The organism is Streptomyces racemochromogenes (assembly GCF_039535215.1).
Taxonomy (GTDB): Bacteria; Actinomycetota; Actinomycetes; order Streptomycetales; family Streptomycetaceae; genus Streptomyces; species Streptomyces racemochromogenes.
The window spans coordinates 6,516,932-6,532,521 of record NZ_BAAAWT010000001.1 but is presented as its reverse complement, the minus strand read 5'-3'; the positions used below and the strand labels follow the sequence as shown (position 1 = coordinate 6,532,521).

Genomic DNA, 15,590 nt, shown 5'->3' with positions numbered 1-15,590 from the left:
GCGCCCTGGGCGGGGGCGCACAGGCCGAGGGCGGGGCCGACGATGGCGTACCAGCTGCCGAGCGCGGCGCGGAGTTCGGCCTCGGGTCGGCCGGCGAGCTGGGGCTGGATGAGCTGGCGGGCGACGTGGAAGGGCTGGCTCTGTTCCTGTTCGCCGCCGCGGGCGGCGAGGAGGGTGCAGGAGCGGGCGAGGGCGCGGCGGCGCACTTCGGCGAGCAGGGTGGTCTTGCCGAGGCCCGCCGGGCCCGAGAGGGCGAGGAGGCCGCCGCCGGTGTCGGGGCCGGATCCGGTGAGCCGGTCCAGCGCCTCGTCCACGGCGAGGAGTTCGGCTTCGCGTTCGAAGAGCGTGCGCCGCGTGCGGGTCCGGCGTTCCGTCATGGCTCGTACCCCCCAGGCCGGCTCGGGAGATCAGCGTACGCCCGCGCACGAGCCGATGGATCCCACTATCGGGAAAGAATCCGATCTTCTGTTCCGGGTGGTGGCTTCGGGAGGCCGCCGGGCGGCGCTCCGGGGCGACGGGCGGGGCGCGCCGGGTTCGCCTCCGCTCACGGCGGGCTCCGGGGGGGGGCCGGTCGCCCGTCAGCAGGTGGGCCGGGGAGCGGCCGTCGCCCGCCGGGGCGGCCGGGCGTGCCCTGGCGGCCTCCGGCGCCCGGTGTCCGCGGAGCGCTCCGGCCACCGCTCACGGGGGGTGTGAGGTGCGTCACGGTGCGCGACGGCCCGGGCGGATCCGGCGCGGTTCGGGTTTGGGGCGGGCGTTCGTGGACAGCCGCCGGGTGAGGCACCCTCGGGTGCCGGTCCACGGTCGGCCCCCGGCTGTGCGCGGGGCCGCACCCCGACCCGGAGAGGCGAACGATGAACACGAACCGCGGGCACGACGCCCCGGAGCGGCGCGCCGCGCTGCTCCCGGACGCGGGGGCCATGGTGGACGAGCACGGCCGCGCGCCGGGCGCGGCCTCCCGTACCGGGACGGGTGCGGGCCCGGCGGCCGACGCGGCCCGGGTGGACGCGGTACGGGCCGCCGAGGCGGAGGTGAGCGTACTGGTCAGCCACTGCGACCGGGCGGGCGCCGACGCCGTTCTCGGCGTTCTGGCGGAGGCCTTCCCGGGGATGGACCCGCCGGTCCCGGAGCGGACGGCCGGGGCCGCGGCGGCTCCGAGCATCTGGTCGGCGACGGTGGACGTCCGCCGGCGTGCGCCCGGCGCGAGCCCGCACGCCCGGCCGGCCGGCCCCGTGACCGCCGAGCTGGACGGCGCCGCGGAACCGGTGCGGGTGGTCCGCGCGGTACTGGAGGACGCCTTCGTCGGCGAGCACCTGGGCACCGTGTCCGGGGAGCACGAACTCCAGGTGGCCCTGCGCCTGACGGCCCGCGCTAGTTGAGGCCGAAGCGTCCGCCCCGCGTCCCCAGGACGAACCTGCGCCACTCGCGCGGCGCGAAGACCAGCGAGGGGCCGTCGGGGCGCTCGCCGTTGCGCATCGCGATAAACCCCTCCACGAAGGCGATCTGGACGCCGCCCACCCCCCGGCTGCCGGACTGCCAGTCGGCCCCGCTGAGATCGAGTGCGGGCCTGCCCCAGCCGGCGACGGGCTGCGAAACCGTGCTCTTGGCCACGTGCGTGCTCCTCCCGGTACGGTACGTCGTCGTCCGGGGGCCCAGGGTAGCGACCGGGGCGGGCGCCGCACAGGCCGCGGGCGTGACCCGCGGCCGGTCCGTCGCACCGGCCCCCCTCAGGAGCGCGGCGGCTCGGCGCCCACCAGCCACATCGCGAAGAACTGCGCGCCGCCGCCGTACGCGTGTCCCAGCGCCCGGCGGGCGCCCGGGACCTGGTGCTCCCCGGCCCGGCCGCAGACCTGGAGGGCCGCCTCCGCGAAGCGGATCATGCCCGAGGCGCCGATCGGGTTGGTGGACAGCACCCCGCCGGACGGGTTGACCGGGAGGTCTCCGTCCAGCTCGGTCACCCCCGCCTCGGTGAGCTTCCAGCCCTCGCCCTCCTGCGCGAAGCCCAGGTTCTCCAGCCACATCGGCTCGTACCAGGAGAACGGCACGTACATCTCGACCGCGTCGATCTCCCGGCGCGGGTCGGTGATCCCGGCCTGCCGGTAGACGTCGGCCGCGCAGTCCTTGCCGGCCTGCGGCGAGACGAAGTCCTTGCCCGCGAAGAGCGTCGGCTCGCTGCGCATCGCCCCGCCGTGCACCCAGGCCGGCGGCTTCGGCGAACGGGCCGCCCCCGCACGGTCGGTGAGGACCATCGCGCAGGCGCCGTCCGAGGAGGGGCAGGTCTCGGAGTACCGGATCGGGTCCCAGAGCATCGGCGAGGCCTGGACCTTCTCCAGGGTGATGTCGTGCTCGTGCAGGTGCGCGTAGGGGTTCTTCAGGGCGTTGCGCCGGTCCTTGTACGCGACGAGCGAGCCCACCGTGTCGGGGGCGCCGGTGCGCCGCATGTACGCGCGCACGTGCGGGGCGAAGAAGCCGCCGGCGCCCGCCAGCAGGGGCTGCTGGAAGGGGACGGGCAGCGAGAGGCCCCACATGGCGTTGGACTCGGACTGCTTCTCGAAGGCCAGGGTCAGGACGGTGCGGTGGAGGCGGGCCGCGACCAGGTTGGCGGCGACCAGCGCGGTGGATCCGCCGACGGACCCGGCGGTGTGGACGCGGAGCATCGGTTTGCCGACCGCTCCGAGGGCATCGGCCAGGTAGAGCTCCGGCATCATCACGCCCTCGAAGAAGTCGGGGGCCTTGCCGATGACGACCGCGTCGACGTCGGCCCAGGTCAGCTCCGCGTCGGCGAGGGCGCGGGCCGCGGCCTCGCGGACCAGGCCGGCGATGGAGACGTCGTGCCGGGCGGCGACGTGCTTGGTCTGGCCGATCCCGACGACGGCCACGGGCTCCTTGCCCGCCGTCGCCGGTGTCCCGGAGGTGCTCATGAGGGGTCCCCTTCCAGGACGGCGACCAGGTTCTGCTGGAGGCAGGGGCCGGAGGTGGCGTGCGCGACGGCCCGGCGGGACTCGCCGCGGTGGATGCGGGCGGCCGCCTCGCCGATCCGGATCAGGCCGGCGGCCATCATCGGGTTGGCGGCGAGCGCCCCGCCCGAGGGGTTGACGGCCACCGCGTCGCCGAGGCCGAGGGCCTTGCGGAGCACGACCTCCTGGGAGGAGAACGGCGCGTGCAGTTCCGCCGTGTCGACGGGGGCGTCGAAGAGCCCGGCGTGCTCGGCGGCGGTCCGGGTGGACAGGGAGTCGGTGAGGTCGCGCAGGCCCAGGCCGTGCGCCTCGATGCGGTGGTCGATGCCGGTGATCCAGGCGGGCCGTTCGCACAGCCGCCGCGCGGTGTCCCCGGCGGCGAGGACGACGGCGGCCGCACCGTCCCCGATGGGCGGGCAGTCTCCCGTGCGCAGCGGCCGGACCTGGTAACCGCCCTGGGGGACGGGGCCGCTGAGCTGGGCGTGCGGGTTGGACCCGGCGGCGGTCCGGCTGCGGGCGCCGATGGCGGCGAGCGCCTGCTCGTCGGTTTCCCCGGCGTCGATCAGCGCCTGCGCCTGGAGGGCGGCCAGGGCCACCGAGTCGGGCCACAGGGGGGCGAGGTAGTACGGGTCGAGCTGCCGGGTGAGGACGTCGCGCACGGATCCGGGCGAGGACTTCCCGTACGAGTAGACGAGCGCGGTGTCGGCCTCCCCGGTCTGGATCTTGACCCAGGCCTCGTAGAGCGCCCAGGCGCCGTCCGTCTCGACGTGCGACTCGGAGATCGGCGGCCAGGCGCCGACCCCGTCGAGGGTCATGGTGAAGGAGAAGGCCCGGCCGGCGAGGTAGTCGCTGGAGCCGGAGCAGGTGAAGCCGATCTCGCCCGCCTTGAGGCCGGTGGCGGCCAGCACCTGGTGCAGGACGGGCATCACCATCTCGACTTCGCTGAGTTCGTCGGTACGGCGCTGGTGGTCGCTCTGGGCGAAGGCGACGACGGCCACCTCGCGGGCGTATCGGGTCCTCACAGCAGCTCCTTGTACGCGTCGTAGTCCGCGTCCGGCTCGCCGGTGGGGCGGTAGTGGTCGGGGTAGCGGCCGCCGTCGGTCCACACCGGTTCGACGCGCAGGCCCATGCGGACCTGGTCGTACGGGATGCCGCCGATCCGGCCGTGGAGGGCGAGGCCCGCGCCGTCGAGGGCGATGTGGGCGTAGACGTAGGGGACCTCGATGTCGAGGTTGCGCGCCTTGATGTTGACGATGCAGAAGGTGGTGACGGTGCCGGCGGGGCCGACCTCGACGCGGTCGGTGGTGGCGACCCCGCAGGTGGGGCAGGCGCCGCGCGGGGGGACGTACACCTTGTGGCAGGAGGGGCAGCGTTCGCCGACGGTGCGCCGTTCGGAGAGGGCGTTGATGTACGCGGTCTGGGCACGGCCGGGGCTGTAGGTGTAGTCGAGGCGGGCCTCGGCGACGATGCCGGTGACGGGGTCGGCGAACACCCCGTCGTGCGGGCGGGCGCTCCCCCGCTCCCGCCCCTCGCAGGGTTCGAAGCAGGCGATGTCGGTGATGGCCCCGGTGCGCTCGGCCGCCCAGCGGACGCGCACCCGCATCCCGGTGGACACGGCGTCCGGGCCGGGGGCGTCGAGGGCGTGCAGGATCGCGGTGTCGGCGCCGTCGAGCCGTACGAGGACCCAGGCGAAGGGGGTGCCGAGGGGCTGCTGGGGGCGGGGCTCGCCGTTCCAGGCCCAGGTGGTGACGGTCCCGGTGGGGGCGACCTCGACGAGCTCCCGGATCTCCTCGGCGGTGACGGGGTCGTACTCGGCGGGCGGCACCATGACCCGCCCGTCGGAGGTCCTGACGCCGAGCACGACGCCCTCGCGGAGCCCGGTCAGGAAGGCGCTCTGCACGGGCCCGAGGGACCGGGTGAAGGGGAACTCGACGACGAGGGGCGCACGCAGCACCTCGGGCGGGGACGCGGCTGTCATGTTGTCTCTCCGATTCTCGGAAGCGGTAACGACGCGGTACGAAACCTCTGCCGGCCGACCCCACCCCGGCCGGGAACCCCCCGCCCGACCCGTCAGCCCCCGACCCCGGAAACGAGACCCCGGCCGGCGGACCCGGGGAGCCGGACCCGACGCCCGTCGCGGGCCGCAGGCACGGAACGGGTTCGGGCCATGGGCCCGTGGGGGGGTTCGAGCCCGCGGGGCTCGGGGGGGTCGGGGTGCGCGCGGTCGGCGCCTACGCTCGGCGGTAGAGCGGTGGCCGTTTCTCCGCGAAGGCCCGCGCCCCCTCCTTCGCGTCGGCCGTGTCGAAGACCGGCCAGCCGCGGACCAGTTCGGCCGCCAGGCCGTCCGTCTCCGTCAGCTCGGCCGCTTCGTACACCGAGGCCTTCACCGCCTCGACCGCCAGCGGCCCGCACGCGTTGATCAGCTCGGCCGTCTCCAGCGCGGCGTCCAGCGCCGTCCCGTCCGGCACCACCCGCCCCACGAGCCCGATCCGCGCCGCCTCCTGCGCCGAGTACGGACGCCCCGTCAGCAGCATCTCCAGCGCGTGCGTGCGCGGTACCTGCCGGGGCAGGCGCACCGTGGAGCCGCCGATCGGGAACAGCCCCCGCCGGACCTCGAACAGCCCGAACGTGGCCCCGGCGCCCGCGACGCGGATGTCGGTGCCCTGGAGGATCTCGGTGCCGCCCGCCACGCAGTACCCCTCCACCGCCGCGATCACCGGCTTGCGCGGGCGGTGATGACGGAGCATCGCCTTCCAGTGCAGGTCGGGGTCGGCCTTGAGGCGGTCCCGGTACTGGTCGCCCGCCATGCCCCGGCCGGCCAGCGCCTTGAGGTCCATGCCGGCGCAGAAGTCACCGCCGGCGCCCGTCAGGACCACCGAGCGGACGGTGTCGTCCGCGTCCGCCTCCAGCCAGCCGTCGTACAGGCCCACCAGCAGGGGAAGCGAGAGCGCGTTCTTCGCCTCCGGCCTGTTCATGGTGAGCACCAGCGTGGCGCCCCGGCGCTCCACGGTCAGGTGTTCCGTCCCACCCATTGCCGTCCTCCCGTCTCAAGACCTAGAACAGGTTGCAGGAGGGCCGGGTGCAGTTCAATAGTTTTCTGACACCCAGTCAGATTTCTTGGCGTGCGCCCTTCCCACTTGGACCGGGCGGGGCTCTAATGACCGCCGAGCAGCCCAGCCGTGAGCACTTTCGGGTCAGGAGGAACGGTGGAGTACAACCTTGCCGACCTGTTCGAATCGGTCGTGGACGTGGTCCCGGACCGCGAGGCGCTGGTGTACGTCGACCACCCCGGGACCGGCGCCGAGCGCCGCCTGACGTACGCCGGACTGGACGCGGCGGCGAACCGCATCGGGCACCACCTGCTGGACAGCGGGCTGCGCCCGGGCGAGCACGTGGGGCTGCACCTCTACAACGGGATCGAGTACCTGCAGACCGTGCTGGCCTGCCTTAAGGCCCGTCTGGTACCGGTGAACGTCAACTACCGGTACGTGGAGGAGGAGCTGGTCTACCTCTACAACGACGCCGACCTCGCGGCGCTCGTCTTCGAGGGCGAGTTCACGCAGCGGGTGGCCGCCGCGCTGCCGCGGACGAAGAGGCTGCGCCACCTCGTCCGGGTCGGCCCGGCCCCCGCCGGCGCGCCGGAGCCGGCGGTGGCGCCGGTCGCGTACGAGGACGCCGAGGCGGCCGGTTCCCCGGAGCGCGGCTTCCCGCAGCGCAGCCCGGACGACCTGTTCATCATCTACACCGGCGGCACGACCGGGATGCCCAAGGGCGTCATGTGGCGGGCCGAGGACCTGTTCTTCGCGGGGCTGTTCGGCGGCGAGCCCTCGGGCGAGCCGGTGAAGCGGCCGGAAGAGCTGGCCGAGCGGGTCGCGGCGCGCGGCGCCGGGCTCACCTTCTTCCCCGCTCCCCCGCTGATGCACGGTACGTCGACGCTCACCTCGTTCATCGCCTTCAACTACGGCCAGCGGGTGGTCATCCACCGCAAGTACGTGCCCGAGGAGGTGCTGCGCACCATAGAGAAGGAGAAGGTGTCGAGCGTCTCGCTGGTCGGCGACGCGATGCTGCGGCCGCTGATCGACGCCCTGAACGGTCCGCTCAGGGGGACGGACCTGTCCTCCCTGTTCAGCGTCTCCTCCTCGGGGGCGATCATGTCGGAGACGGTCCGCGCCGAGTTCCAGCGGCTGGTCCCGAACGTCGTGCTGCTGAACAACTTCGGCTCGTCCGAGTCCGGTTCCAACGGGCGGGCGACGGACGACTCGGGCCCGGAGAAGGGGTTCCGGCTCCAGGTCAACGACCGTACGCAGGTGGTGGACCCGGTGACGCACGAGCCGGTGGCGGCCGGCGTCCCCGGCCGTCTCGCACAGCGCGGGCACGTGCCCCTCGGCTACTACAACGACCCGGTCAAGACGGCGGAGACCTTCTTCCGGAAGGGCACCGAACGCTGGGTGCTGCTCGGCGATATGGCGACGGTCGACGAGGAGGGCATCGTCACCGTGCTGGGGCGCGGCTCGCAGTGCATCAACACCGGCGGGGAGAAGGTCTACCCGGAGGAGGTCGAGCAGGCGCTGAAGTCGCACCCGGACGTGTACGACGCCCTGGTGGCCGGCGTCCCGGACGCGACCTGGGGCAACCACGTGGCCGCGGTGGTACAGGTGCGGGAGGGCGCGCCGGAGCCGACCCTGGAGGACATCCAGCGGCACTGCCGGACGCGGCTGGCGGGCTACAAGGTCCCGCGCCAGCTGGTGATCACCCCGGCGGTGCAGCGTTCCCCGAGCGGCAAGGCGGACTACCGCTGGGCGAAGGCGGTGGCGGCGCAGGCCGACGCGGGGGCGGAGGCCCCCTAAGGTCGGGGGCGTGCACGCGGTCGCGATCCCGGTGCCGCCGGGAGCGGTCGGCGCGGTCAGGACGCCGACCCACGGTTCGCCGCGTCCCGGGGCGCCCCGGACGGGTCAGGTCCCGGTGGTCAGGAAGTGTTCCACGCGGGCCGCGAACCAGGCGGCGTCGTCCAGCCAGGGGAAGTGCGCGGCGCCGGGCTGGGCGTCGGAGGTTCCGCGTGGCAGGAGGCCGGCGAGGGCGGCGGCGACGGCGGCGGTCGGGTAGCCGTCCAGCTCGCCCGCCAGGACCAGCGTCTCGCCGTCGAACCGGCGGAGCGCCTCGCGGGTGGCCGGCGGGTCGAACGCTCCGGGGCCGGCGAAGACGAGGGCGGCCGCCTGGTTGCGTTCGTGGTCGCTCGCGGCGAGGTGGGCGCGCGCCCGGTCGTCCCAGCGGCCGTAGGCGAGGACCATCGCCCGGCTCCGGTCCTCCGGGGAGGGGTCGCCGCCGGCCTTCCACAGCCGCTCGTACGCGGCGATGGCCGTGTCGTACGGCTCCCGGCCCGCCCGGGACCGGACCACCTCCAGGCTCTCCTCGGGGGTCGGCGCGAGGTCCACGGCCCAGGCGGTCGGGGTCACGAGGACCAGGCGGCGGACCCGCTCGGGGTGCGCGGCGGCGTAGAGCAGGGCGAGGTTGCCGGCGGCGGAGTGGGCGAGGACGTCCATGCGTTCCAGCCCCAGGTGCAGGCGGAGCGCCTCGACGTCGGCGACCTGGTGGTCGACGCGGTACGTGGACGCGTCGGCCGGGGCGGCCGAGTCGCCGGTGCCGCGCAGGTCGAGGAGGATGAGCCGGCGGCCGGCGGAGAGCCCGCCGAGGTCCCCCAGGTAGCGGGAGGCCCGCATGGCGCCGCCGGGAAGGCAGACGAGCGGCTCGCCCTCGCCCTCCGCGTGGTAGGCGAGCTCGGTTCCGTCGTAGGTGGTGAATACAGGCATGCGGGCCATCAGACCAGACGATCACTCGTTCGAGTCATTGATTTACCGGGCGGCGTCCGGCAATCTACCGAATGAACGTTCGGTTGGCCTGTGGCGGTACGACTCTCGACGACGATGACGAGGCGATGGGGTGGCGGCGATGACGGCGCGTGCGGGTTCTGAGGACCTCGGTGATCTCCGGGACGAAGGCGAGCGGCTCAGCCCCGACGAGCTGGCGGCGCTCCAGCTGAAGCGGCTGCGGGCGACCCTGCACCGGGCCTACGACCGCGTGGCCTTCTACCGGCAGGCGTTCGACAAGGCGGGGGTCCATCCCGACGACTGCCGCTCGCTGGCCGACCTGTCCCTCTTCCCGCTCACCACCAAGGCGGACCTGCGGGACCAGTACCCCTTCGGGATGTTCGCCGTACCGCGCGCGGACGTGCGCCGCATCCACGCCTCCAGCGGCACCACGGGCCGGCCCACGGTGGTGGGCTACACCGACGGGGACCTGGCCACCTGGGCCGATGTCGTGGCCCGTTCGCTGCGCGCGGCCGGCGCCCGGCCGGGGCACGTCGTGCACGTCGCGTACGGGTACGGCCTGTTCACCGGGGGCCTGGGCGCGCACTACGGGGCGGAGCGGCTGGGGTGCACGGTGGTGCCCGCCTCCGGGGGCATGACGGACCGCCAGGTCAGGCTGATCCAGGACTTCCGCCCCGAAGTCATCATGGTGACCCCCTCCTACATGCTCACCCTGCTGGACGAGATGGAGCGCCAGGGCATCGACCCGCGCCGGACCTCGCTGCGCACCGGCGTCTTCGGCGCCGAGCCCTGGACCGAGGAGATGCGCCGGGAGATCGAGGACCGGCTGGGCATCGACGCCGTGGACATCTACGGCCTCTCCGAGGTGATCGGACCGGGCGTGGCGCAGGAGTTCGCCTCCCACAAGGACGGCCTGCACATCTGGGAGGACCACTTCTACCCCGAGGTCGTCGATCCGCTGACCGGGGCGGTGCTGCCGGACGGGGAGCCCGGGGAGCTGGTGTTCACCTCCCTCACCAAGGAGGCCATGCCGGTGATCCGCTACCGCACCCGGGACCTGACGCGGCTGCTGCCGGGGACGGCCCGGCCGGCCTTCCGCCGGATGGAGAAGGTGACCGGCCGCAGCGACGACATGATCATCCTGCGCGGCGTGAACCTCTACCCCACCCAGATCGAGGAGATACTCCTGCGCATCCCGGGCCTCGCCCCGCACTTCCAGCTGCGGCTGACCCGGGAGGGCCGCCTAGACGCGCTCACCGTGCGGGTGGAGGCGCGCCGGGAGGCGGGAGCCGAGAGGCGGCGGGCGGCGGCAGCGGAGCTGGTGCGGGCGGTCAAGGAGTCCGTGGGGGTGTCCGTCGCCGTCGAGGTGGTGGAGCCGGAGAGCCTGGAGCGCTCGGTCGGCAAGATCAAGCGGGTCCGGGACCTCCGGGAGCCGCGCTCCTCCTGAGCGGGCCGGTCCACACCGGCGGGCGGTCCACACCGGCGGGCGGTCCAAGCCCCCGTTCGGGCCCATTCCGGCGCCGCTTCCGGGAGCGGCCGGGCCCGTCCGGGTAGGGGATCAGGTGTGACCTCGACCCTCCGGCGCCTCCACGCCCGGCTCCTGGGCTCCCCGGCCGGCCTGGCCTGGAGCCGCGGCCGGGAGATCGAGCTGATGCACCGGGCGATGGGCTTCGCCGCCCTGGGCTTCCTCACCCTGGTGCCGCTGCTGGTGGTCGTGGCGGCGGCCGCGCCGGGCAGCGGTTCCAACTTCGGCCGCTGGCTGGGCCAGGCCCTCGGGGTGTCGGCGGCCTCGCGGGCCCGGGTCGAGATGCTGTTCGGTGCGGCGGACCTGGCACTGGAGCGGACCACCGCCTTCGGCCTGGCGGCCCTCGCGGTGTTCGGGCTGACCTTCGGCTCCGCCGTGCAGACCGGCTACGAGAAGGTGTGGGACCTGCCCACCGCCCGCTGGCACACCATGTGGCGGCACGTCGTGTGGCTGGCGCTGCTGGTCTGCTACCTCGGGCTGCTGGTGGGGATCCCGGCCCCGTCCGACAGCGTGGCCGGCACGGTGGTGGGCACCCTCAGCGACACCGTGGGGACCTGCCTCTTCTTCTGGAGCTCCGGGCGGCTCCTGCTGGGCGGCCGGGTCCGCTGGCGGGCGCTGCTGCCCGGCGCGGTGGCGACGAGCCTCGGGCTGCTGGGCCTGCGGGTCTTCTCCCAGCTGGTGTTCTCCCCGCTGATCGCCTCGAACGCCGTCACCTACGGCCCGTTCGGGACGCTGCTGGTGGTGCAGTCCTGGCTCGTCGGCGTCGGCTTCGTGGTCTACGGCGGGGCCATGGTCGGCCGCCTCGTGCACGAGCACCTGACCATGCGCCGGCTGCGCGCCGCCGGGGTCCTCCCGCCCCCGGACGGGAGCGGCCCCGGGCCCGGGAACGGGCATGCCGACGCTCCCGGGCGTGCGTGACGCGCGGGCCGGTTCCGTGCCACCGCATCCGCTACGGGCTGACGGCGAGGAAGAGGTAGGCGGCGAGCAGGACGAGGTGGACTCCGCCCTGGAGCAGGGTGGCGCGGCCCGGGACGATCGTCAGGGCGCCGACCACCACGGTCAGGGCGAGCAGCACCATGTGGAGGGGCGCGAGGCCCAGCACCAGCGGCCCGGTCAGCCAGACGGAGGCGAGGGCGATGGCGGGGATGGTCAGGCCGATGCTGGCGATGGCGGATCCGTAGGCCAGGTTGAGGCTGGTCTGGACGCGGTCGCGGCGGGCGGCCCGGACGGCGGCGAGGGTCTCGGGGGCCAGTACGAGCAGGGCGATGATCACGCCGACGACGGCGTGGGGCAGTCCGGCGTCGGAGACGCCCTTCTCGATGGTCGGGGAGACGGCCTTGGCGTTGCCGACGACCGCGACGAGGGCGACGAAGAGCAGGCCGAGGCTGACGAGGGCGGCTCGGGCGGTGGGGGGCTCGGCGTGGTCGTCGTCGGCGGGGCCGGAGGCGGAGCCGGAGCCGGTGGTCCCCGTGTCCACGGGCAGGAAGTAGTCGCGGTGGCGGACCGTCTGGACGGCGATGAACAGCCCGTAGAGGGCGAGGGAGGTGACGGCGGCGAAGGTCAGCTGGGCGGAGGAGAACTCGGGGCCGGGCTTGCTGGTGGTGAACGTCGGCAGCACCAGGCTCAGCACGGCGAGGGTCGCGACGGTGGCCAGGGCGGCTCCCGAGCCTTCGGCGTTGAAGACGGCGACCCGGTTGCGCAGGGCGCCCACGAGCAGGGACAGGCCGACGATGCCGTTACAGGTAATCATCACGGCGGCGAAGACGGTGTCCCGGGCGAGGGAGGCGGTCTTGTCGCCGCCATCGGCCATCAGGGTGACGATCAGGGCCACTTCGATGACGGTGACGGCGACGGCGAGGACCAGCGAGCCGAAGGGTTCGCCGACCCGGTGGGCGACGACCTCGGCGTGGTGCACGGCTGCGAGGACCGCTCCCGCGAGGCAGAGGGCGACCAGGGCCACGGCGAAGCCGGGCAGGTCGCGCCCCCAGCTGAACACGAGCGCGACGAGCGCCACCACGGGGACGAGGAGGGTCCAGTCGGTCAGGGGGGATCTGCGCGTTGCCGTACTCATGCCAGCCAAGTTGCCAGAACCGGCGCCGGGGTGCGCCGTGAGGCGCCCATCCGGAGCCGCGAAGTGGCACTTCTCACGACAAACGTGCGTGTAGCGGGCGGGCGGGGCGCGGCGGCCGCCCGGCCGGGCCCCGGCGGCGGCGAGCCGCCGGGCCCGGGCCCGGGCCGTCACACGGCGCGCTCGCGGCCCTCCCAGTAGGGGTCGCGCAGCCGGCGCTTGTAGAGCTTGCCGTTGGGGTCGCGGGGCATCGCCTCGATGAAGTCGACGGACTTGGGCCGCTTGTACCCGGCCAGCCGCCGTTCGCAGTGGTGCAAAATCTCGGCGGCCAGCGCGTCGCCCGCCTCGAACCCGTCGGCGGGTTCGATGACGGCCTTGACCTCCTCGCCCCAGGACGCGTGGGGGATGCCGAAGGCGGCGGCGTCGGCGACGGCCGGGTGGGTGAGCAGGGCGGACTCGATCTCGGCCGGGTAGATGTTCACCCCGCCCGAGATGATCATGTCGATCTTGCGGTCGCGGAGGAAGAGGTACCCCTCCTCGTCGAGCAGGCCGAGGTCGCCGACGGTGAAGAAGTCCCCGATGCGGTTCTTCCGGGTCTTGCCCTCGTCCTTGTGGTAGCTGAAGCCGCCCGTGTTCATCTTGATGTAGACGGTGCCCAGTTCCCCGGCGGGCAGCCGGTTGCCGTCGTCGTCGAAGACCGCGAGCTCGCTGATGGGCCAGGCCCTGCCGACCGTGCCGGGCTTCTTCAGCCAGTCCTCGGCGGTGGCGAAGGCCCCGCCGCCCTCGCTGGCCGCGTAGTACTCCTCCACGCACCGGCCCCACCAGTCGATCATCGCCCGTTTGACGTGGTCGGGGCAGGGGGCGGCACCGTGGATGGCGTGCCGCATCGAGGAGACGTCGTAGGCGTCCTTCGTCTCCTGCGGGAGCGCGAGGAGTCGGTGGAACTGGGTGGGGACCATGTGCGTGTGGGTGCAGGCGTGGCGGTCGATCAGGCGCAGCATCTCCTCGGGGCCCCACTTGTCCATCAGCACCAGCGGGTGCCCGATGTGCAGGGACGCACCGGCGAACTGGAGGACGGCCGTGTGGTAGAGCGGGGAGCAGACCAGGTGGACGTTGCCGTCGCCGGGGCGGATGCCGAAGATGCCGAGGAACCCGCCGAGGTAGGTCTCCTCCGGGAGCTTGCCGGGCAGCGGGCGGCGGATGCCGCGGGGGCGGCCGGTGGTGCCGGAGGTGTAGTTCATGACCCAGCCGAGGGTGCGGTCCGCGGGCGGTTCGGCGCTCCGTCCGTCGAGGAGTTCGGCGTACGGGCGGAAGCCGGGGACCGCTCCGACGGCGTAGCGGTGGCGGGGGTCGAGCCCGGCCTCCTCGGCGGCGGCGGTGGCGGCGTCGGCGAAGCGCTCGTGGGCGATGAGGACCTTGGCGCCGGAGTCGGAGACGATCCAGGCGATCTCCGGGCCGACGAGGTGGTGGTTGACCGGGACCAGGTAGAAGCCCGCCTGGGAGGCGGCGAGGTAGGCGGTGAAGAATTCGACGCCGTTGGGCAGGACGACGGCGAAGGCGTCGCCCTTCTCGAGGCCGGCGGCGCGCAGGCCGTGGACGAGGCGGTTGACGTCGGCGTGCAGCCGGCCGGCGGACCACTCCTCGCCGCCGGGGGTGACGAGGACGGTGCGGGCGGGGTCGGCGGCGGCCTGGGCCCAGAAGCCGTTGGGGAGCTGGTGCTCGGTCATGTCGGTCACACCTCTCGGGGCCGGCCGGCGATACGGGTGATGCGGTCGATGGCGCGCTCGAAGCCGCCGGTGAGTTCGTCGAACACGGCCTGGACGCTGCGCTCGCTGTTCATCCGGCCGACGATCTGGCCCACGGGGGTGCCCAGCAGCGGCTGGACCTCGTACTTCTGGATCCGGGAGACGGCTTCGGCGACCAGCAGGCCCTGGAGCGGCATGGGGAGGGCGCCGGGCCCCTCCGGGTCGTCCCAGGCGTCGGTCCACTCGGTGCGCAGCTGGCGGGCGGGTTTGCCGGTGAGGGCGCGGGAGCGGACGGTGTCGCCGGAGCCGGCGGCGAGGAGCTTCTCGGTGAGGGCCCGGGAGTGCAGGTCGGCCTCGGTGGTGGTGAGCCAGAGGGAGCCGAGCCAGACGCCCTGGGCTCCGAGGGCGAGTCCGGCGGCGATCTGCTCGCCGCTGCCGATGCCTCCGGCGGCCAGGACGGGGAGCGGGGCCACGGCCTCGGCGATTTCGGGGACCAGGACCATGGTGGCGATGTCGCCGGTGTGGCCGCCGGCCTCGTAGCCCTGGGCGACGACGACGTCGATGCCGGCTTCGGCGTGGCGGCGGGCGTGCTTGGCGCTGCCGGCGAGGGCGGCGACGAGGACGCCGTGGTCGTGGGCGCGGGCGATGACGTCGGCGGGCGGGGAACCGAGGGCGTTCGCCAGGAGTTTGACGGGGTAGTCGAAGGCGACGTCGAGCTGGTCGCGGGCGACCCGCTCCATCCAGCCGGTGATCCTCCAGCCGGAGGCCTCGCCCTCGGGGAGTTCGGGTACGTGGTGCTTGGCGAGGGTGTCGCGGACGAAGTCCCGGTGCGCGGCGGGGATCATCGCCTCGATGTCGGCCTCGCTGACGCCGTCGACGGCCTTCTTGGCGGGCATGACGACGTCGAGGCCGTAGGGCTTGCCGCCGGTGTGCTCCTGCATCCAGTCGAGGTCGCGCCGGAGGTCGTCGGGGGCGGTGTAGCGGACGGCGCCGAGTACGCCGAATCCGCCCGCGCGGGTGATGGCAGCGGCGACCGCCGGGAAGGGCGTGAAGCCGAAGATGGCGTGCTCGACTCCCAGTTTCTTGCTCAGCTCCGTCTCCATGGCCGTGAGGATGCCGCAGGGGGGCGGCCGAGGGAAGAGATTTTCTGATGCGGTGTCAGATTCTTGCGGGCCGGCCGGTGCGGAGGGTCCCCGGCGGGCGGGCAGATACCCGGTAGCGTGCGGAGCGCCTGCGGCGGGCTCCGGTGGGGATCGGGCTCCCCCGGGAGGGCGCGCCCACGGCCTGCCGGCCGGGGCCGGGCCCTCCCCGCAGGAGCGGAGTCCCGGACCGTGCCGCGTGCCGCGTGCCGCGGGTGGCGGAGTGCGACGGCAGTTCGGGGCGGACAGGAGGGCCGGTCATGAGGGAAGCGACGGGGGCACGGACGGCGGCGGACGAGCCGGGGGCACGAACCGGGGCCGGTCCACGTCGGCG

At 74.0% G+C, this 15,590-nt stretch carries 13 protein-coding genes and 1 pseudogene; 4 read left to right on the top strand and 10 right to left on the bottom strand.

The features are described from left to right. Positions 1-65: 65 nt before the first annotated feature. Positions 66-377, bottom strand: a pseudogene (locus ABD973_RS30285) (AAA family ATPase); the annotation flags it as partial. Positions 378-851: 474 nt separating this feature from the next. Here ABD973_RS30285 and ABD973_RS30280 point away from each other — a divergent pair. Next, the gene (locus ABD973_RS30280; RefSeq protein WP_345503318.1) at positions 852-1,376 is read left to right on the top strand and encodes a hypothetical protein; all 525 of its coding nucleotides are present in this window, start codon (positions 852-854) and stop codon (positions 1,374-1,376) included. Here the strand turns inward: ABD973_RS30280 and ABD973_RS30275 are convergent. The 5 genes from ABD973_RS30275 to ABD973_RS30255 form a co-directional block, all read right to left on the bottom strand. Continuing rightward, complete coding sequence (locus ABD973_RS30275) at positions 1,369-1,608, bottom strand: DUF397 domain-containing protein (protein ID WP_345503316.1); 240 nt, start codon at positions 1,606-1,608, stop codon at positions 1,369-1,371. The two genes, ABD973_RS30280 and ABD973_RS30275, sit on opposite strands and share 8 nt — an antisense overlap. A gap of 116 nt (positions 1,609-1,724) precedes the next feature. Further along, positions 1,725-2,918: a thiolase domain-containing protein gene (locus ABD973_RS30270; RefSeq protein ID WP_345503314.1), complete on the bottom strand. Its 1,194-nt coding sequence runs from the start codon at positions 2,916-2,918 to the stop codon at positions 1,725-1,727. Beyond that, the gene (locus tag ABD973_RS30265) at positions 2,915-3,976 is read right to left on the bottom strand and encodes a thiolase domain-containing protein (protein WP_345503312.1); all 1,062 of its coding nucleotides are present in this window, start codon (positions 3,974-3,976) and stop codon (positions 2,915-2,917) included. The genes ABD973_RS30270 and ABD973_RS30265 overlap by 4 nt, the downstream gene beginning before the upstream one ends. Beyond that, complete coding sequence (locus ABD973_RS30260; protein ID WP_125820140.1) at positions 3,973-4,932, bottom strand: Zn-ribbon domain-containing OB-fold protein; 960 nt, start codon at positions 4,930-4,932, stop codon at positions 3,973-3,975. Before ABD973_RS30260 ends, ABD973_RS30265 begins: the two co-directional genes overlap by 4 nt. A gap of 253 nt (positions 4,933-5,185) precedes the next feature. Continuing rightward, on the bottom strand, positions 5,186-5,986 hold the full coding sequence (locus tag ABD973_RS30255) for a crotonase/enoyl-CoA hydratase family protein (RefSeq protein WP_125605348.1): 801 nt from the start codon (positions 5,984-5,986) through the stop codon (positions 5,186-5,188). Positions 5,987-6,160: 174 nt separating this feature from the next. Here ABD973_RS30255 and ABD973_RS30250 point away from each other — a divergent pair, with 174 nt between their 5' ends. Continuing rightward, positions 6,161-7,801 carry an acyl-CoA synthetase gene (locus ABD973_RS30250; RefSeq protein ID WP_345503308.1) on the top strand — a complete coding sequence of 547 codons (1,641 nt, stop codon included), beginning with the start codon at positions 6,161-6,163 and terminating at the stop codon, positions 7,799-7,801. 105 nt (positions 7,802-7,906) lie between these two features. Here the strand turns inward: ABD973_RS30250 and ABD973_RS30245 are convergent, their stop codons facing one another. Then, positions 7,907-8,761, bottom strand: a complete 855-nt coding sequence (locus tag ABD973_RS30245; protein ID WP_345503306.1) for an alpha/beta fold hydrolase — start codon at positions 8,759-8,761, stop codon at positions 7,907-7,909. 139 nt (positions 8,762-8,900) lie between these two features. Between ABD973_RS30245 and paaK the strand changes: the two genes are divergently transcribed. Both paaK and ABD973_RS30235 read left to right on the top strand, forming a co-directional pair. Next, positions 8,901-10,226 carry a phenylacetate--CoA ligase PaaK gene (gene paaK, locus ABD973_RS30240; protein WP_125603579.1) on the top strand — a complete coding sequence of 442 codons (1,326 nt, stop codon included), beginning with the start codon at positions 8,901-8,903 and terminating at the stop codon, positions 10,224-10,226. Between the two features lie 117 nt (positions 10,227-10,343). Next, complete coding sequence (locus ABD973_RS30235) at positions 10,344-11,222, top strand: YhjD/YihY/BrkB family envelope integrity protein (protein ID WP_125820143.1); 879 nt, start codon at positions 10,344-10,346, stop codon at positions 11,220-11,222. 31 nt (positions 11,223-11,253) lie between these two features. Here the strand turns inward: ABD973_RS30235 and ABD973_RS30230 are convergent, their stop codons facing one another. From ABD973_RS30230 to ABD973_RS30220, 3 genes are all read right to left on the bottom strand, one after another. Continuing rightward, on the bottom strand, positions 11,254-12,375 hold the full coding sequence (locus tag ABD973_RS30230; protein ID WP_125820144.1) for a calcium:cation antiporter: 1,122 nt from the start codon (positions 12,373-12,375) through the stop codon (positions 11,254-11,256). A 167-nt stretch (positions 12,376-12,542) separates the two neighbouring features. Continuing rightward, entirely contained in the window at positions 12,543-14,099 is a 1,557-nt protein-coding gene (locus tag ABD973_RS30225) for an acyl-CoA synthetase (protein ID WP_125820145.1), read from the bottom strand. Positions 14,100-14,104: 5 nt separating this feature from the next. After that, positions 14,105-15,220, bottom strand: a complete 1,116-nt coding sequence (locus ABD973_RS30220) for an NAD(P)H-dependent flavin oxidoreductase (protein ID WP_125603575.1) — start codon at positions 15,218-15,220, stop codon at positions 14,105-14,107. Between the last annotated feature and the right edge of the window lie 370 nt (positions 15,221-15,590).